The following is a 19,306-nucleotide window of genomic DNA, read 5'->3' as shown; positions in this document are numbered from 1 at the left end:
TTATTCCAGGACGAGGAACGCGTCGAGCAAGCTCAACGGCTAACGAAGCCATCGAGATTCGTCGTATTCGTGCGATTCGTTGACCGTATGGCGTTGCTAAACGGCTCACCGTTTCGCAAACAACGGCCCGCCGTACTCTGCCGTGCTGCCGAGCATCTCTTCGATCCGTAGCAACTGGTTGTACTTGGCCATGCGGTCGCTGCGGCTGGCGCTGCCGGTTTTGATTTGGCCGGTGTTTAGGGCGACGGCCAGGTCGGCGATGGTGGCGTCCTCGGTTTCGCCGCTGCGGTGGCTGGTGACGCTGGTGTAGCTGTGGCGGTCGGCGAGGCGGATGCTGTCGATCGTCTCGGTGAGCGAGCCGATTTGGTTCACCTTGATGAGAATGCTGTTAGCGATTCCCTCGTCGATGCCGCGTTGCAGGCGCTCGACGTTGGTGACGAACAGGTCATCGCCTACGAGCTGGCACTTATCGCCGATCTTGTCGGTGAGCAGTTTCCAACCTTCCCAGTCGTCTTCGCCGCAGCCGTCTTCAATGGAGCAGATTGGGTGCTTGTCGACCCAACTGGCGAGCAGGTCGACCATGCCGGCGGAGTCGAGTTCCTTGCCGTCGATGGTGTAAACCTTCTTGTCGGAGTCGTAAAACTCCGTGGCGGCACAGTCCATGGCGAACCAGACTTGCTCGCCTGGTTTGTAGCCTGCCTTCTCGATGGCGGTGAGGATCACGTCGAAGGCTTCCGCGTTGGCGCCCAAGTTCGGGGCGAAGCCTCCTTCGTCGCCGACGGCGGTGTTCATTCCTTTTTCGCTGAGGACCTTCTTGAGGTTGTGGAAGATCTCGCAGCCGCAACGCAACGCGTCGCTGAAGTTGTCGAAGCCCAGCGGCATGACCATGAACTCTTGAATGTCGACCGAGTTGTCCGCGTGTTCGCCACCGTTGAGGATGTTCATCATTGGCGCGGGAAGCAGGCGGGCGTTCGAGCCGCCGAGGTAACGGAACAGCGGCAACTCGCAAAATCGGGCGGCAGCGTGAGCCGTGGCCAACGAAACGCCGAGGATCGCATTCGCCCCGAGACGGCTCTTGTTGGGCGTGCCGTCGAGGTCGAGCATCTGCTGATCGACGCCTATTTGATCGGTCGCGTCCATGCCGATCAGCTCGTCGGCGATTTCGTCATTGATGTGCGAAACGGCCTTGGTGACGCCCTTGCCCATGTAGGCGTCCTCGCCGTCGCGCAGCTCCCAGGCCTCGTGGGCACCGGTGCTGGCACCGCTGGGGACCGCTGCCGAGCCGACGGTGCCGTCGGCGAGCGTGACGTCGACTTCCACGGTAGGATTACCGCGGGAATCAAGGATTTGGCGTCCGTGGACATCGACGATGGTACTCATGGCGGGGGCCTTTCTGGCTGGACCGGTGTGGAGGGATTGTGTCAAGTTGTCGGTAGGCGAGGGCTACCGTTTGATTGGCAAACTGCTCATTTTAGGGTTGGACGGCTCGCTGTCGAGCGGCCCCACATGGGTATCTCGGTGAAAAGCCCCACAGACGCTCGGTGAAGAGCATATTAACATGTGGGTTGTTAGGCATACATTGCATTGCCTGGTTAGCCAGCGATCCGTGTCCTGAACTGAGCGTTCGATCATCAAAAGATTCGCTTCTTTGTTAGGAGTACCATAGTGAGTGAAATGGAATTGCCCGTCGTGGGATTGAATGGAGACGCTGCCAGCACGAAGGAGCTGAATGTCGAGGCGGCTGTGCGTGATCGCTATGGTGCGGCTGCACAGGAAGCGGAACCTGCCCTTTGCTGTCCCGTGGACTACGATCCTCAGTACCTAAAGATCATTCCTGAAGAGATCATCGAGCGGGACTATGGTTGCGGTGATCCTTCTAAGCATGTCGCTGAAGGCGAGACAGTGCTCGACTTGGGCAGCGGGGGTGGGAAGATTTGCTACATCGCCTCCCAGATCGTTGGTCCAGGGGGCAAGGTCATCGGCGTTGATCGTAATGATGAGATGCTCGCCCTCGCTCGTAAGTACCAGGGTGAGATCGGCGAGAAGATTGGCTACAAGAACGTCGATTTCCGGAAAGGGAGCATTCAGGACTTGGGGCTCGACTTAGAAGCTTTCGAGCAGAGGTTGGCGGAGAACCCGATAGCCACAAGTTCTGATTGGTTGAAGGCAGAGAGTTACGCCGACGAACTGCGTGCTTCGAAGCCACTTGTCGAAAGCGACTCGGTGGATGTGGTGGTCTCAAATTGCGTGTTGAACCTCGTGAGTAACGCGGATCGCAAGCAGTTGTTCGCCGAGATCTTTCGCGTGTTAAAGCGAGGAGGTCGTGCAGTCATCTCCGACATCGTTAGCGACGAACCGGTTCCGCAGCATTTGCAGAACGATCCGAACCTATGGAGCGGCTGCATCAGTGGTGCGTTCGTTGAGGGAGAGTTCCTCAAGGCGTTTGAAGACGCGGGCTTTTACGGCGTCGAAATACTCAGCCGTCAGGAGGAAGCGTGGGCAGTGGTCGAAGGGATTGAGTTCCGCAGCGTGACGCTCAGAGCTTACAAAGGAAAAGAGGGCCCCTGCATGGATCACAAGCAAGCGGTGATCTACAACGGCCCCTGGAAGCAGGTGAAGGATGACGACGGACACACACTCAAACGCGGTGAGCGGACGGCCGTTTGCAAGAAGACGTTTGACATTTACACACGCGAGCCTTACGCCAGTCACGTGACGCCAATTGAGCCGCACACGCTCGTTTCGCCAGAGGAAGCAACCGAGTACGATTGCCACCGCAATGCGGTGCGGCACGTGCGGGAAACGAAGGGGCTGGATTACGACGAAACGAGCTTGCCGGGAGAGGATTGCTGCGGGACCGAGGGGTGTTGCTAACATCGTCCACGGCTAAGCCGCAACGGCTCACCCTTCCAGCTCTTCCCAACGCTCGTAGGCTTCGTTGAGCTTCGCTTGTGTTGCGTCGAGTTCGGATTGGTTCTGTGCGAGTTCTTCCTTGGGCAGCTTGAAGTACTCAGGGTCCGCCATTTTCTCGTGCCAAGCGGCTAAATCGCTCTCAAGTTCCTCGATTAGCGCGGGTAGTGTGTCGAGTTCTCGTTGGTCTTTGTAGGAGAGTTTCTTGGTTTGAGTTTTCGGCGTCGCGTGCGGTTTCGCCGTGGTCGGTTTTTCGGAGGTCGGTGTTTCTCTTGCTAAGGCGCGAGCGGCGGGTTTCCGCTGCCTGAGCCAATCGTCGTAGCCCCCGACATACTCATGGACGCCGTCGGTTTCGAAGGCGATGGTGCTGGTAACGACGTTGTTGAGGAACTCGCGGTCGTGGCTTACAACAAGCAGTGTCCCGCCGAAATCGATGAGCCGTTCTTCAAGCATCTCCAAAGTTTCCGCGTCAAGATCATTCGTTGGTTCATCGAGGACGACCACATTCGCCGGCTTCGCGAACAGCTTCGCAAGCAACACGCGATTGCGTTCGCCACCTGAGAGGAACTTGATTTGGGTACGTGAGCGTTCAGGCGCGAAGAGAAAGTCTTGGAGGTAGCCGTAGATGTGCTTCTTGACGGGCTGGCCTTTTTCATTGACGACATCGATGCTGTCGTACCCTTCGCCGACAGCGTGTTCGACGGTTTCTTCTTCGTCGAGTTGGCCTCGGATTTGATCGAAATAGGCGATGTCGAGATTCGTGCCGAGCTTGATGCTGCCCGATTGCGGTTCCAACTCGCCGAGCAGCACTTTCAGCAGCGTGGTTTTGCCAGCTCCATTTGGCCCGATGATGCCGACCTTGTCACTCCGCATGAGGAGCGTCGAAAAGCTCTCGAAGATCGGGCTGCCATCGTTGTAACTAAACGAGACTTCTTCTGCCTCAGCGACAAGTGCACCGCTTTTACGAACTTCTTGAATCTTGAGCTTACTTGTACCTTGTCGGTCACGGCGTTTGCTACGCTCGTCCCGCATTGCTTTGAGGGCACGGACGCGGCCTTCGTTTCGAGTTCGGCGAGCTTTGATGCCTTGGCGGATCCAGCGTTCCTCTTCGGCAAGCTTTTTGTCAAAGAGGGCGTTCTGCTTTTCCTCCGCGGCGAGGGCCTGTTCTTTGCGGACCAAGAACGTGTCGTAGTCGCAGGACCAATCGAAGATTCGACCGCGATCGATCTCGAGGATGCGGGTGGCGAGTCGCCGAAGGAAGGCGCGGTCGTGCGTGACGAAGAGCAACGTGCCTCGCCATGCCGAGAGGAACTCTTCCAGCCAGATGATTGCTTCGACATCCAAGTGGTTGGTTGGCTCATCGAGCAACAGCACATCGGGCTCGCCGACCAACGCTTGCGCCAGCAGAACACGACGCTTCATGCCACTTGAGAGCGAGGAGAATTCCGCATCAGCGTCGAGGCCCATTTGGGTGATTTGCTTTTCAGCCGTGTGCTGCACTTCCCAATCTTCCGCGGAATCGGCAACCCCTTGGGCAACGATATCAGCGACGCTTCCACGCATCTCTTGCGGCACATCTTGCCGTAGCTGGGTGACACGCACGCCCGGAGCGAGACTCACCCTTCCTTGGTCAGGGGTGAGCGCACCGGAGACTAGCTTCATCAATGTCGTCTTGCCAGCACCGTTCCGCCCAAGCAGGCCGATGCGCTGGCCTGACTCGATGCGGCAATTGACCGCGTCTAAGAGCGGTGGGCCGCGGAAACCGATAGAAACTTCTTCGAGAGCAACGAGCGTCAAAACAATCCTTTACTAACTCATCTTCGTGAGCTTTGTCACGCGGCCAGTCTTGACCCATTCAGCGACATAGATGTTCCCGTCGGCGTCGAAACACGCGTCGTGAGGGTGGACGAATTTGCCGTCGAGCCACTTCTTCTCGTCGAGGCGAATGTTGTGGCCGCCGGTGTCTTTCTTGTCCTTGAGGATTCGCTCGCTATCTTCGCCGAGGTGGGCAATCACTTCGTTGTTTTTATCGAGCAACGTCACGCGGCCGACAAGATCGGGGACCAGCAGGACTTCGCCGTGGACATCCATATTGGCGGGCAGCAGGAAGTCGCCTTGCGTGCGGAGGTGTTCGCCCAGCATGTTGAACCACTGCAAACGGGCGTTGGCACGGTCGGCCACGACAATGGTTGGTTCGTCGCCGCGATCGTCGATCCAGATGCCGTGTGGGAGATTAAAGGTCGAGTCACCTTTCTTACCATTGCTTGGGCTGCCAAAGGTCGAAACCCAATTCCCGGCGGCGTTGTAATAGTGGATGCGAAACGTGCCGTAGCCATCAGCTACGTAAAACCCATCGCCACCGGGATGAAACGCGATGTTGGTAGGCATGAAGCGGTTGCGGCCCCAGGGATTGTCCTTGGCATCGCGGGGGAACTGGTCTTCGCCCTTGGCATAGAATCCGCTCTCTAGCGGAGCACCGTTGCGCCAAATCTGTTCGCCTTCGAGCGTTAGCTTTGCGATGGAGCGTTGTTGTTGGTAGTTGCAGATATAGAGGAACTCGCCATCGGCCTCCTTGCGAGTCTCAATGCCGTGTCCGCCCCCTTGGAACTGGCTACCGAACGAGCGCACATACATGCCTTCGGCGTCGAACACAAAGATTGACGGATGGTCTTTCTTACCAAGGTGGCCTTCGTGAATTACATAAACGAGCCCCTGACTGTCCACCGCAACGTTGTGTGTGGTTTGCCAGGTGAATTCGTCGGGAAGCTGAGCCCAGTAGTGATCCACGCGATACTGATGCTCGCCCGAGCCAACAATCGTTTCGCCACCCTCGGCTGCCCTAGCGGTATGAATGGCCGGTGTCGCCAAAGCAGCTAGTGAAGCTGCGGCTGAGGTCTTAACGAATTGACGCCGTGAAAAGGCATTGTTGGATATCTTCATGGTTCGAATCACCTTGAATATTTAGGGGAAAAGAAGGTTCCGCAGGCTGGGACCGCCATTCTACCCTTAAGAATCGACAGTGGAACCGTTAGAGGGCAGGCTGCGGTGAGCGCTTCAGCAGGCTTGCTGCCTCGGCTAGCCAGGCTTCGCTGGGCCTGCCGTAGGGGCGGAACTTCGTTTGCGTGCCCAGATCGTCGCGGTAGAAGAGGGCACGGTGTTCGCCCAACTGAGCGGCAGCGGGTGAGTCGATCAGGCTCGTGGAGTCTGCCGCGCTCATCTGCATGGCGACGCGGAAATCGATCTCGCGCAGTGTGAGCCGATCAACAGCGCGGGTGAGGCTGTTGTAAGACTCGCACCAGAAGAGGAAATGAATTCCTACTGCGGGGCCTTCCTTGAGAAGCTGCCGGAACATCTTGTCTGTTGAAGGTGGCTTGTTGGCACCGCCGGTTGAGAAGCTAAAGTCGTCCTCGGTGAGTCGTAAGTCGCGAAACTGGGAGAGGTCGTGAAGGACAACGAAGTGCGAAGCAAGCCGTTCTTCAGGAGTACTGGCTTCGGCAGCATTGGTCCGACTGAACAGCAGTTCGTGAAGGCTGGCGATCTGAGTTGCGGCAGCGTCAGGGAGCATGCGTTGAAGCCTCTCGCCGAATAGCGGTGCAAGTGTCTCCCACTGGTCAGGTTGCTCTGATTCAGATCGTGTGCCGTCCAGAATGGTGAGGCTCACGGGCTTGTCGCCAGGCTTTGCTGCCAGAGCAAGAACTGCCGTTGAAAGCATGCCAAAGGCCATTGATTCGTCGCCGCCGACGATTGCCAAGTTGGCACCGCTTTGTCTTTTGAGGGAAATCTTTAGCGGGGGTTCGATGCGAACTGATGAGCCGAGCCAAAGATTGTTTTCCTCGCATGCGGCAAAACCGGCAAGCGATTGTTTGAGTTCTTCATTGTGGCTTGGATCGGCGGGGACGTTGCCTTCGAAGACGATGGCCGGATCGAAAGTGAGACTCGACTTCTGCTGTCTCTCGGCGAGTTGTTTGAGATAATCACGTCGCTGGGCATCGGGTAGCCAGGCGACTTGGAAGGTGTGGTTCCCTTCGACGAAACCATTTTGGTCGTTGTAGATAGCCTCGCCGGGGCGGCTTAGCAGGCGGGCGGCGCTGTTTTCGTCGCTGAGAATCAGATTCGCGTCCGCTTCGCTACATTCCAAGGCGACTCGAACGGCCATTTGCCCCAGTGTGCTGCGTGCCAGGGAGTAAGCACCCGAGAGCGACTGCGAGCCGAGAATAACGTGGATGCCGAACGCTCGACCTTGGCGGACGAGCCGATCAAGAAGGAGGGCCGCATCTTGAGCGAGCCGATCATCGGCGACGAACAGTTCTTGGAACTCATCGATGATCAGCACGGTGCGTGGCAGCAATTCGTCGGGTGCAGCCTCACGTAATCCGGCAACATCTTGCACGCCATGTTGGCGGAACAGCTCACCGCGACGGCGGAGTTCGACGTCTAGGCGTTCCAGCACACTGACGCCGAATTCGCGTTCGCTTTCGATGGCGATGACGCGGGCATGAGGCAACTTGCCAGTTGAGTAAGCGGCAAACTCGACGCCTTTCTTAAAGTCAACGAGGTAAAACTCCAACTGATCGGGACCGTAGTGCATCGCCAGATTGGTGATCATCGCGTGCAGCAGTGTACTCTTTCCAGAGCCGGTCTTTCCTGAAATCAGCACATGCTGAGAGGTACCCTTTCCAAGCGAAAGGCTTTGTAACTGGCGAGCTCCGGCGCGACCGATCGGGGCCTCAAGGCTGCGACCGCTATTGCTATTCCAAAGCTCTCCCTCTTCGGGGGCAATCCAAGAGAACGGGACTTCGACTTTGCTAGCGATGCGGGATTCTTCTCCCGCAATGCGGAGGATCTTGTTGAGAATGTCGGGCGAAGGGAGCTGGTCGAGCTTCAACGGTAGGCGATCGAACAGGGGGTAGTCCCACGCGAATTGATCTTCTCTAGCGACAAGCTTCACGGCATTCTCACGTAGTTTTTCGAGTGAAAAATCGTGCGGTAGCTTCAATTCGCTGTCGACACTGAGCAACACATGCACGCCGCAGCGGGGACCCGCTGCAGCGAGGTTTTCGAGACGTTTGGCCGTGAGTTCGGTAAAACCGGCGGGGAAGTTAGCTACGGCGATCACGTGATACGGCTCAGCAACTTCGCCAGCGTGGGCGTTGTACTCATGGATCGTGGCGAAGTCGTTACGTAGATACTGTTGCAGTACCTTTTCAATATGATCGGACAGAAGCGCCAACTGGCCGGCGATATCCTTCGAGTCAGTCCATATCTGCTTGCCGATAAGCTGATCGTGATAGTCGGACAGATGAGCCAAACCGCCGAAACTCTCACCCAGCCCGGCAGCGTCGATGGCCGTGATCCGCAGCTTCCCGGCGGGGGCTGTGGTCAAGAATTTCAGGAGGAGAACTTGCAACAGTTCACTCGCCTTGGCACGCATTTTCCCTGAGGCTGAGACGAGCAAGTTCGGTGAATCGGCTAGCGTCATGAGCGCTGGTAAGTCGAGACTCGTCTGCTCAGGACGGAGACGCTCGTCCTCGGAGATGGCGTTGCGAATCGACTTCATCGGCAGAGTCGCCTTGCCGAAGCGAAGAGAAGCTGGCAGCGTGTTCGGGCGACTCCAGCTTGAGTAATCTGTCTTCTGCCAATTGGGCAAGATCGAGTCAAAGTCTTGCTTGGCCCTGGCAAGTTCGCAGGTGATGGTTGCGTAGGAGGCTTCCCACTTCGATTTCATCCCGTTCCAGGTTGTCTCACGCTGCGTTTCCGCAGCGGCCAGGTCTTTTTTGCGCTTCTCGCTGAGCGATTGCTCGGCAGCGATTCGGTTTTGGACGTGTGTCTCAAGCAGCGGGGGGTACTTCTCTTCGATCGCATCGAGGGCCGACTGTCGCTCGGCGGCGAGAGTCTCGATCTTGTCGTGGACCTTTTTGGTGAGTTGTTCTTCGAGTCGATTACAAGAAGTTTGGCTGGCCAGGATTGCCGCCTCGCATTTTTCGGCAGACTCAGTGAGGTCTTTATCGCGTGCTGCTAGATGGGCTTGCTGTTGCTGCTGGCAAGTGGTTTCGGCGGCTTCGCGTGCCGCGGACTCCAGTTCACCGGCGATGCCTAGGTGATTGAGAATCGATTGGTAAAGGCTGAGCGACTGGCGACGCCCCATCGGCATGAAGATGGCCAGGAGGACGAGCGTCAGGGCGATTCCTCCGCCCAGTGTTCCCATCAGAGCGAGTGGCCAGGAGCCCCCAGAGAGCGACCAGGCAGGAATGGCAGCGAGGATTGCTGAGGGTAAGAACCAAGCTACTCCTCGCCACCCTTCTAGGAAGAGCGAAGGAATTCGCTGATCTTGCAACTGGAGGATCTGTGTCCGTAGCTCGCCTACGGCAGCGGTGAGCGCTGCCGTGGGCTCGGGGACATTCTCAGCAGTGCTACTTGGCTGCGGGGTGAGTTGCTTCGCGGCCTTCTCAAGCCTTCGCAATGAAATGAGCGATTGGGCATCACGCCGCAAGCCTTCGACTTGGCGGCTTTGGGCTTGGATGTAGTTGAGCTTTTCAACACGCTGCTCTTCAGGTTGGTCCTTCAACCCATCATAGAGTGAGAGAGCCTGCCATTGGGTCTCGCTCTTCTCATGTTCCGCGGCCTTCTGAACCTTCGCGTGTTGAGCCTCTAGTTCATCGAGCCGTTCTTTGAGCTGCGCAAGGAGCTGGTCCTTCTCGCTTTGAAAACGGGCCGCGGCCTCACGCTTTGCCTCGCCGTACTCGTTCTCGAGTTCCCGTCGACGTTTGAGATGTTGCTCGGCGACTTGCGATTGAGAGGATTGAAAGAGCTGCTCGATCTTTTCAATGCGAGTTCCGTAAGTCGCCTGAATGTTGGCTTCCGCCTCTGCTCGCTCGTTGGCCGCCTGCTGGAGAGCCGTCATCAATTCCAGAACCCGACGGTTGGTCATTTGCGCTGGATTGGCCTGCGCTGTGACCTGACCGTTGGAGTTGTCAGGAGTCGAGTTAGGAGTCGAAGGGCTTTTCATACTTGTTTGGGGTCTTCACATTCACGGTGCATCGACGCGACGATCTGCGTGGTGCGACTCGAAGCCTCGAGGGAGAGTTTTACCAGCGGAGAGAGTGGCTCTAAATGTTGCTCGCAAAACTTGCGACTCACGGCGTCGTTCCAATTCTCAGAGACCTCATTCCAAAGGGCGAGCAACTCGTCGAACGCATCGCGAAGTTGGGCACTGCCGGTGTAGAGGTCGGTTTGTCGCATAATGACTGGCTATGAAGTTTCGGAACCACGGATGAACACTGATTTACACAGATAATCGAGTTAGTCGTGTGGGAAGGGTGAGAGGTAAATGCGACAGATCAAAACTCATTTGTGTTTATCTGTCTTCATCTGTGGTTTCAGGAATGGTGTTTCGAACTGAATTTTCAACGGTGTAGTTTTCAAGCTTGTTGAGGATGATCTTGAGTTTGGCTAGTGCGTGGGGCATGTCTGTGACGAGTTGTTCGCGGAGTTGGCCGACGCGTCCCTGGTATTCATAAACTTCGTGGTTGAGGGACTGTTTCCAATGCCGCACGGTTTCACTTTTCTCTCGACAAAGTTCAGCACGCCGCTTGGCGGCGTGAAGCACGTCACGTTCTTCGCGGCAGGCCGGTCGTTCGCCGGCGACGGGGAACATCAAACAATGCTCAAGGTCGATCTTCGCGAGATTGACCGCTTCGTCAGCTTTTCTTGTTTGCTTCTTCCAGTAAGCAGGCTGCTCATGATCGATCCACTCGCACGCCCGTTGGAGTTCGCCATCGAGCAATTCCAACGCGGCTTGAGCTCGGGCGTTGAATCGCGCTAGGCCGGCGCGAAGGTCTTCAATCGCTTGTGAATTACGAACTTGAGCGGGCTGTGACATCGAGGCTTTCTACTTTTGCTGGAGATACTCTTCGATGCGTTCCGCCTTGCGTAGGAGAAAGGGCGTGTACTCGTTCGTGGCTTCGATCGAGCGCCCTAGCAGACGGAGGATTTGCTCGAACTCCTCAGTGAACTTTTTCTGTTCCTGATCTCGCCAAGTCGCGCTGAGGACGTGAAGCTGGTTGCCGAGCGTCGAGAGACGCTCTTCGAGTTCGGCATTGAATTGACGAAGCTGGTGCGCAAAGCGGCGCAACTCCGCTGGGTCGACAATCGCTTGCGACATTCGCGATCCCTTTCCTGTTCCTGAGAAAGCTACAACGGTTACGTGAGCCAGCTCAACCGACCTGACAGATGAGGCAGGTGCTGAGCGGCGGTAACTTATGTCGTTGATCGCAACCCTTAGAAATGGTTGCGTTTATGGTTATCTCCCCACCAGTAAGCATAACCTGAGCACGGCAGAGAGTAAAGAAAACGCCATGCGCAGTGCTTGACTCGTGTCATTCCGAGGTTCTCGCCGGAATGACACGAACTATCGCGGTGGCAACGTCGCCGGCTCTTGGGCGGCTTTTTCGATCGGTTCTGCCGCTGGCAGCGGGCAACCGTTGCGATAGGAAGAATCGATTTTATCGAGCTCTTCGGCAACCGCTCGGACGGTCGAGCGGATCTGCGCTTCGGTGTGATCGCTCGTGATAAAGAATCGCAAACGAGCAGCGCTTTCTTCAACCGCTGGATAAAGAATTGGCTGCACGTTGATGCCGCGATCGAACAGTTGACTCGAAAGTGCCAGGGCGTCTGCGGAGTTCCCCGTGATGATCGGTACCACGGGGGTGTTGTTGCTCGTGCCGGTGTTCAGGCCAGCAGCTTGGGACAGTTCGAGGAACAGTCGTGAGTTTTCGGCGAGCTTGGTGACTCGCTCGGGTTCCTCTTGAAGCAATTCCAACGAAGCGAGTGCCGCGGCTGCGTTCGAGGGCGAGAGGCCAACGCTGTAGACAAAACCGGGAGCAGTGTATTTCAAGTAATCGATGAGCTCTGACTGTCCGGCAATGTAACCGCCGCAACTGCCGAACGACTTGCTGAGCGTCCCCATCCAGATGTCAACGTCTTTGGGGTTCAGGTCGTAGTGTTCTGCCATCCCGCGCCCCCGGAGGCCCATCGTGCCCATCGAGTGAGCCTCGTCGACCATCAAGTAGGCCTTCTGATCTTTCTTGATGTCGACGAATTTCGGCAGGTCGGGGTAGTCGCCATCCATGCTGTAAACGCCTTCAACGACGATTAGGACGCGTTGGTACTCGCCGCGGATTTCGCGCAGGATGCGTCCGCAGGCTTCCCAGTCGTTATGTGGGAAAGGCCGACGGCGAGCGCCGGAAAGAATCGCCCCCTGCATGATGCTATTGTGCGAGAGTGCGTCGTGCAGAATGAGGTCGCCGGGGCCAAACAGGTGGCCAATCACCGATTCGTTCGTCGAGTGCCCGCCGACGAACACGATGGCATCTTCAGCGCCGATGAAGTCGGCAATGCCGCGCTCAAGCTGCCCGTGCAAAGGCTTCTGCCCGGAGACTAGCCGGCTAGCAGAGACGCTCGTGCCGTACTTCTGCACGGCATCGCGTGCCGCCTTGGTGACATACGGATCTCCCGACATGCCCAGGTAATTGTAGCTACAGAAATTGATGTACTCGTGCCCGTCGATCTGTGTCTTGTCGTTGGTGACGCCCTCGTGGACCGTGAAGAACGGTTTGCGTCCCGTCTTCTCGACCAGCTTCTTGTTCTCTTGGAGCCGACGGTATTCTAGCGACTTGGCGAATTGGTAGTTTTCTTCAGGGATTTCTTGAACCGACGTTTTCTGCGATCGATCCGCCAGTTTACCACCGAGGTGCTCCTCGATTGCTTCGACAACTTCGCCGCAGGTTTCCATGTTGGGAAGAACATGGTCTGGGAACCGCCCGCCGAAGGCGTCTTCTAGGGCGGCGACGATTTCCATGCGTTCCAGCGAGTCGAGACCCATCTCGACAATGTTCGTGTCCCACTCAAGCTCTTGAGCACGTTCTTTGGCGATCAGGCGAACTTGTTCGTAGACCTTTTCAGCGATTTCTTCCTGCTGAGCAGAGATTGCGTGTTCGCGGGTCGCTCGATTCTCTTGTCTTAATGGCGGCTGTGGTTTCGCCGCAGCACCATTCACGGCAGAAGCAACGGACGCGGGTGGCTCCGCGGTGAGTGGACGCCGTTGAACGGGTTTCGTTTCTTCGACGTGCGATCTTGCTTCTTCCTCTGACGACTCGTCCTCCAAAATATCGGCGGCGGCTTCCATTCCGTCGGAATCGAGTAGCGATTCATCTTCGCTGGTGCGACGGACTGAAGCGGCGATTTCGTGGATACCTTCCTCGGCGGACCACATTGCCAGCGCGGCAAGCGTGCCTGCTTCATAACCTGCCTCGCAGGCGTGGCGTTGGATCTTACCGCTAGAAGTCTTGGGGATGCTGCCGGTTTTCAGCAACACGATCGAGGAAACAGCCAGCTCATGTTTGTTGGCGACTTCCTTGCGGATGGCCTCGAAGATCGCGGCCACGTCCATATCGCGGCGGCGGTTGGTCTCTTGGACGACGACGAGGCGCTCTTCGCCTTCATCACCTACGGCAAATGCAGCCCCGGCGCCAGGCTTGAGATGCTTGTGCGCTTGGTCGACGGTCAGTTCGATGTCCTGCGGATAGTGGTTTACTCCGCGAAGAATGATGAGGTCTTTCAGGCGACCAGTGACGAATAGTTCGCCGTCGGAGAGAAAACCGAGGTCGCCTGTGCGGAGAAACGGACCGCGACCGTCGCTCAGGCGAGCTTGGAAAGTTTCTTTCGAGATTTCCTCGCGCTTCCAATACCCCTGCGCGACACTTGGGCCGGAGACCCAGATTTCGCCGACGCGGTTTTCGCCGAGGAATTCGCGGGACTCAGGGTCCGCGATGACGATGTTCTGGTCGAGGAGATTTCCACCGCTGCCGACGAGGGCGCGTGAATTCTCACCCGCAGTTTCCGTGGGAACGGCCTTGTGCTCTTCGAGGGCGGCGATCTCGAAACTGCGGACGACTGGCTCGGTCTGCTTGTAGCCGCCGGCTACGATCAGCGTCGCTTCGGCAAGTCCGTAGCAGGGGTAGAATGCCTCTTTGCGGAAACCGCATTCGGCGAAGGCTTCGCTGAAGCGCTTCATGGTTTCAGCACGGACTGGTTCAGCACCATTGAAGGCAAGCGACCAGCGACTGAGATCGAGTTGTTTCTTTTGCTCGGAGGTGACTTTCTCAACGCACAGATCGTAGGCGAAGTTCGGTCCACCGCTGATGGTCGAACCGGTTTGCGTCATGATCTGCAACCAACGCAACGGTCGTTGCAGGAAGTGCGTAGGCGAGAACAGCATGTTCGGACGGCCCATGTAAAGCGGCTGGAGGATGCCACCGATGAGGCCCATGTCGTGATACAACGGCAACCAGAACACGCCACTGCCTGAGCGGGAATGCTCGAAGGCGTAGGCGATCATTGCCGAGTTGTGCATCAGGTTCGAGTGCGTGAGCATGACACCCTTGGGGACTCCCGTTGAGCCCGAGGTATACTGCAAAAAGGCGAGCGTATCGCCGTGGACGTCGGGACGCTGCCAAGTGTCTGCCAGTTCGATTTCCCATTGATCGGTCGCACGCCAGCGCATCTGTTGTAAGACCGGCGTGTCGGTGATCATCGTCTGGACGCGTTCCAGCACGTCGTGTGTGGTCAGCGCGATGGCAGCTTGGGCGTCGTTGGCGATCGCTTGAATGCGCGCCATGTTGCGATTACGCCGCGGCGGATAGGCAGGAACGGCGGTCACCCCTGCGTAGAGACAGCCGAAAAAGGCGGCGACAAAATCAAGTCCCGACGGATAAAGCAGCAGCGCGCGTTCGCCTTCGAGCCCCATCGATTGGAGCGAGGCGGCAATAGCGCGTGCCTTTTTGTCGACATCGGCGTAAGTCCATTCGATGGACTCTTTCTCGCCATCGACGAGAAAGCGAAACCCAATGTCATCGCCTTGATGCGTGGCGCGGTGCTCAAGAAGCTCAACGAGCGTCGAGGGTCCGAAGAACGAGCCGGGTAGTTGATCCTGATTCACGTGAGGTTAGACTCCGAGGGTGTTACCACAACTCGGACAACTGGGGCCGAGTATCGATGGTTAACACGAATTGTGTGGGGTGGCGAGATTGCCATGGGTGGGATAGCGAGAGGGTTCGATGCTTCGGATCAGCGAAGCTAAGGGGTCGTTAAAGCTCTCTTGTTAAGCTCCCTCTTATTAAGCGTTGAACAAGGGCCTCCGTTACTGCCTCCTCAAACTGGCAGCACCAGGTCTAAGTTAGCGGCGGGTTCTCGACGAGTTAGGCTGACTGACGCGGATCGGCTGAAGTCTCGTGCGAGGCTTGCCGCTGAGCAGGGCCTTCAAGCTCATCCAGCCGTCCATGAGTTGTTGCCACTCTCTGCCGAGACGATTCACGAGAAGTTTGGAGAAACGACTTCGCACTTGCCTGACTCCGATCGTAGGGTTTGCCAGTGGGAACGCTTTTGGGCCAGTTTTTGGCTTCAAGCGAACCTCTTATCATAGTTGGAACCGACGGGGGCTGCACCCCGCCAAAATCGCCGCAACCCTGCGAGAATCCTCAGGATTGACCCTAGAAAAATAACACTCTGACCCGCTGAGGGCAAATTTTCGGGATGATGGCGACGCTGTGAATAGAGTGAATGTTTCGCCCGGGCAGCCTTCAACCGTCGCGATTGCTAGCAGCTACCTAGGAGTGATAGTTTACCACCCGAGCGACCAGGAGCCCCGCTGGATCCGAGGGGGGATGTCCCCGGGGGAGGCGTTTCTTAGCCCTTTGAGGCTGAGTGAGGCGGTCGTTGCCGGTCAACGCCTCTCGGCCTCGTTGCCGCACATTCGTCGGACGATTTCGATGAGAGCTGCGTAATGAACAATTTGCATCACGCCGACGACACGTAGCCAGGCGATGAACCCGTAGCCTCGTTTCGAGAGGCGTTGGCGAGCCTGGCCAAGGCCTTTCCAGCGAGGTAGGATTTTTGTGGCAGCATCGGCCACTTTCGATGCCAGTCCCCGTCCTTTGGTGTTCGCCCGCATGTCGAAGCGACCACCGGCTCTCCTGCGGGTTTGCGTCAGCACTTCTTTCAATGTCGTCCGCGTCGGGTGGCTGACCACGGCGTCATCAAGATACCTGACTGAGTAGCCTTGAGCCGCCGCGCGCTGGGACCACTCAGCGTCGGCGCCGCTCATCAGCGAATCATCGAAATCGCCAACTTGCTCGAACAGTTCTCCACGCGTGACCATGTTGGCCGTGACCACCCCGTTGGATTTGGCGACCCTCGATTCCTGATTGAGGCGAATCGCAATGTCGAACAGCTCGACGGATTTGGGAGATTTCGGGTCGTAGGCAACGACGTCAATGCGACCTGCGACAACGTCGGTTCGATCTGAAGAAGCTAACTCGGCAGTTGCCTTCTCAAGCCAGTCAGGCGCAGGTAAGCAGTCGGAGTCGGTGAAGGCGATATAGTCTCCCTTCGCCAGAGTTAGACCATGATTGCGCGCTGCGAACGACCCGGGCTTCGACTCAGTGGAATAACGTGTGAAGTCGTAGCTGGCGACCAATTGCTCTGGCGGGTCGTCGGAACCGTTGTCGATCACGATCACTTCGAACTGATCGCGCGGAAGCGTTTGCTTGCTCAACGCGTCAAGGCACAGCTTCAGAAAGTCGCTGTGGTTATAGACGGGGATGATTACCGACACGAACATGAAGTCGAGGCTCGCAGTGGGCGGTGTGTGCCAAATGGACGAGTGATCGCTGACGCAAGAGTACTTCCTTACTCTAGCTTTTCCTACTGCCTCAAAGACGGCTTCGAGAAAACTTTCGGCTCGCAATTCTCGCAACTAAGGTGGTTGAGCGCCTCAAGCGACTGCGTCGGCCAGTTCTTTCAGCCTGTCTGGCGTTGAGGCTGAGACTAGCAGTACAGAATCGGGCCGTTGTAAGTGGGCATTTCGGATCAGGTCTGCGGCAGGGACTTCGGTGCGACCGTCTAAGGATTGCCGAGAGTTGCGAAGCACTCGGTGAAACAAATAGGTGACGTTCTCCTGATAGCTGTCGATCTGCTCGGCGGGCCAAGCAGATTGCCACACGGTACCAAACGGGGCCCAGCAATCGTCGACCGCTCCGATCCCTGTGCCGAACGCTTTGATCGCACCATTTTCCAAGAGGCTTTCAAACCGCTCTGCGACCTCCGGCACGAGGTCGTCGGGATGGGGCTCGTGAGCGAGCAGGATGTCGATCGTATCACGCTTGAGAAATTTTAGGCTACTTTCTACGGTGCTCTCAATGCCAGCTTTTGAGAAGTCGTAGCGGGGACGCGTTTTCGCACCCGCAGGTTTCGAGATACTGTTGCGGATCAGTATCTTCAGTCCGCGCGTCCGATCCAAGATCGGTTTAGCGATCGAGCGAATCCAAGCCTTCCGGGCGTTGTAGGGTTTACGAGGCGGACCGACTTTCGTCGTCACGATGACTTCTTTCGAATTACCGAGGACGTGTCCCAAGGCTTCTTCAGCGGTTCCGTACGAAGGGGCCACGTCGAAATAGTTGATGCCAAGATCCAGTGCCGTTTCGATCAGCTTGGCAGACCGTCGCAGCCCAATTCGGCCGTCGAGTCCCGCGCAACCGAATCCTAAGCAGGAAGCAGTGCGATCAATCGGCTTGAGGTAAACCTGCTTCATGGGAATCCTTAGCAAGATACTCGGCTAGCCTTGTGGCGAATGCCATGGCAGTGAAGGTGCAGTTGGCATTGCTGTTTGTGCGGAAGATGCAGGCCCCGTTCGCGAAGAGGTTGTCTGTGCCAAAGACTTGCAAGTTCCTATCAACCACGCCCTGCTCCGCACTCTCTCCCATGATGCATCCGCCGGAGTGGTGGTTCGTGTCGTGGAGTTGGTCCAGAAACTTCGGGTCCTCCTCCAACAGTGCCGGCTCGACGACCAAATCCGCCAATTCAGACTCTTGCAGCGCTTTCTCAACACGCCTGGTGAAAGAAGCCAGGTGGTGAATCTCGTTGCTAGAGAGTTGCCAGTCGAGCAAAACCTTGGGGAGGCCAAACTCATTCGTCTCGCTGGAGTCGATCTTGATTTGGCTCTCACGCAAGGGCTCGGTCTCGGCTTGAACCGTTAGCGAAATGCGCGAGCCGCTGGGGATCAGCACTCGGTGCTCCACAACAAACTTCCACATTAGCGGAATCATGTGACGAGCACAGGCGAACGCATTGCGGAAGAACTCGGAGATCGAACCGATCTTTCGGCTGTAGAGGGCGGCTTGGAAAAACTGCTTGAGGAAGACGAGGTTTTCCTTGATGGAATTTTCGAAAGCGATCCACACCTGATTGTTGAGAACAGGCTCTTGATCGAGTAGCTCGTTGAAAAGCCGTAGTTTGGGTTGGAACTTATGGCTGCGGAGGACGATCGTGCAAAACAGGTCGTAGAAGGCTTTGGAATCGCGTGGCTTAATCATCGCGACTCGTCCGCCAAGATGGTCTTGAAAGTACTTACCGACATTCTCGTTATGTTTCCAAGGACATTCCCAAGACTCATCGGCGGCTGCGTGTAGCAAGAGTCGCGCATTCTCGATCGTCCCGGCACTAAGCACGAAGCTCTCGCCAGTGATTGAGTGACGTTCCCCCTTGGAGTTGCAAGCCTGCAGACTTTCGATGTGACCGTTCCTTCCGGTAAAGCCGGTGACCGTCGTGTTGAGAACGACCGATAGTTTCGGTTTCGTTTCGATCTCTTCGCGGAAGATGGCGGCAAGGTTAGGTATTTTGAGCCAGCGAGAGAGAAAAAGCTCGACCTCGGTTCCCAGTTTGGGTTTATCCTTCTTCAGTGACTTCCAGACGAATTCATCTTTTTGGAGATCCTGATCGATCCCGAGGGCATCGTAGGTCGGACCGTAATACGGGGCGAACTCTTCATAGCTCACGGGCCATTTTGAGCCTGGCAGCCAGTCTCGCCCGTTGAAGTCGAGCGGGTTGAACTCAACGAGTTGCCCGCCCCAGAGGTTCGTCGTGCCCCCGAGGGCGACGCTGCGTCCAAGTCGGATTCCCTCATGCTTGCGGCCGATTACCGAGTAACTGTCAGAAGAAAAGTTACTCAGCGTTTCGTCACCCGCTTCGAGGACGACCACCTCGCGCCCAGCCCGCACCAGTTGCACCGCCAGATGGATCCCGACGGCCCCCGCCCCAATCACGACAACGCGATTGGGGTTCTGCTTCTGAGCGGTAAATTCGTCGAGATTCGTGAATAGCATACAGCGTTGCGTAGACTCAAAGAGTAATGGCCATTTATAATAGCAGCCGCAACGCGTTCTTGTCCGACTCCAAGGCAGCCGAGGGCTGACGCCCGAAGGGCTGATGGATTGTTGAAACTGCTTCTAGTCAAAGTACGGTTGCTAAACATAATAGCTGTGTCTTGAGCTATTAGCCACCTCCG

12 protein-coding genes are annotated in these 19,306 nt (G+C 56.8%); 1 reads left to right on the top strand and 11 read right to left on the bottom strand.

Going from position 1 to position 19,306, the window contains the following annotated elements; translation table 11 throughout:
• Positions 1–105 precede the first annotated feature (105 nt).
• The gene (eno, locus tag RIB44_09060) at positions 106–1,380 is read right to left on the bottom strand and encodes a phosphopyruvate hydratase (GenBank protein MEQ8616729.1); all 1,275 of its coding nucleotides are present in this window, start codon (positions 1,378–1,380) and stop codon (positions 106–108) included.
• A 294-nt stretch (positions 1,381–1,674) separates the two neighbouring features.
• Here eno and RIB44_09055 point away from each other — a divergent pair, with 294 nt between their 5' ends.
• On the top strand, positions 1,675–2,874 hold the full coding sequence (locus RIB44_09055; GenBank protein ID MEQ8616728.1) for a methyltransferase domain-containing protein: 1,200 nt from the start codon (positions 1,675–1,677) through the stop codon (positions 2,872–2,874).
• A 27-nt stretch (positions 2,875–2,901) separates the two neighbouring features.
• Here RIB44_09055 and RIB44_09050 read toward each other — a convergent pair whose 3' ends face one another.
• From RIB44_09050 to RIB44_09005, 10 genes are all read right to left on the bottom strand, one after another.
• On the bottom strand, positions 2,902–4,707 hold the full coding sequence (locus RIB44_09050) for an ATP-binding cassette domain-containing protein (GenBank protein ID MEQ8616727.1): 1,806 nt from the start codon (positions 4,705–4,707) through the stop codon (positions 2,902–2,904).
• 12 nt (positions 4,708–4,719) lie between these two features.
• Positions 4,720–5,850 carry a peptidase gene (locus RIB44_09045; GenBank protein MEQ8616726.1) on the bottom strand — a complete coding sequence of 377 codons (1,131 nt, stop codon included), beginning with the start codon at positions 5,848–5,850 and terminating at the stop codon, positions 4,720–4,722.
• An 88-nt stretch (positions 5,851–5,938) separates the two neighbouring features.
• On the bottom strand, positions 5,939–9,916 hold the full coding sequence (locus tag RIB44_09040; GenBank protein ID MEQ8616725.1) for an FtsK/SpoIIIE domain-containing protein: 3,978 nt from the start codon (positions 9,914–9,916) through the stop codon (positions 5,939–5,941).
• Positions 9,913–10,149 carry a hypothetical protein gene (locus RIB44_09035; GenBank protein MEQ8616724.1) on the bottom strand — a complete coding sequence of 79 codons (237 nt, stop codon included), beginning with the start codon at positions 10,147–10,149 and terminating at the stop codon, positions 9,913–9,915. Before RIB44_09035 ends, RIB44_09040 begins: the two co-directional genes overlap by 4 nt.
• Positions 10,150–10,264: 115 nt before the next feature.
• A complete protein-coding gene (locus tag RIB44_09030; GenBank protein MEQ8616723.1) occupies positions 10,265–10,789 on the bottom strand; it encodes a hypothetical protein in 525 nt (174 codons plus the stop codon).
• A 9-nt stretch (positions 10,790–10,798) separates the two neighbouring features.
• A complete protein-coding gene (locus RIB44_09025; protein ID MEQ8616722.1) occupies positions 10,799–11,071 on the bottom strand; it encodes a WXG100 family type VII secretion target in 273 nt (90 codons plus the stop codon).
• 246 nt (positions 11,072–11,317) lie between these two features.
• Entirely contained in the window at positions 11,318–14,905 is a 3,588-nt protein-coding gene (locus tag RIB44_09020; protein ID MEQ8616721.1) for an aminotransferase class I/II-fold pyridoxal phosphate-dependent enzyme, read from the bottom strand.
• A gap of 783 nt (positions 14,906–15,688) precedes the next feature.
• Positions 15,689–16,579 (bottom strand): glycosyltransferase family A protein, encoded by an 891-nt coding sequence (locus RIB44_09015; GenBank protein MEQ8616720.1) that lies wholly within the window; start codon positions 16,577–16,579, stop codon positions 15,689–15,691.
• 159 nt (positions 16,580–16,738) lie between these two features.
• Complete coding sequence (locus RIB44_09010) at positions 16,739–17,554, bottom strand: aldo/keto reductase (GenBank protein ID MEQ8616719.1); 816 nt, start codon at positions 17,552–17,554, stop codon at positions 16,739–16,741.
• Positions 17,526–19,124 carry an FAD-dependent oxidoreductase gene (locus tag RIB44_09005; protein ID MEQ8616718.1) on the bottom strand — a complete coding sequence of 533 codons (1,599 nt, stop codon included), beginning with the start codon at positions 19,122–19,124 and terminating at the stop codon, positions 17,526–17,528. Before RIB44_09005 ends, RIB44_09010 begins: the two co-directional genes overlap by 29 nt.
• Between the last annotated feature and the right edge of the window lie 182 nt (positions 19,125–19,306).

The sequence above is a fragment of the Lacipirellulaceae bacterium genome, from assembly GCA_040218535.1.
GTDB lineage: Bacteria > Planctomycetota > Planctomycetia > Pirellulales > Lacipirellulaceae > Adhaeretor.
This window is presented reverse-complemented; position numbering and strand designations above follow the sequence as displayed.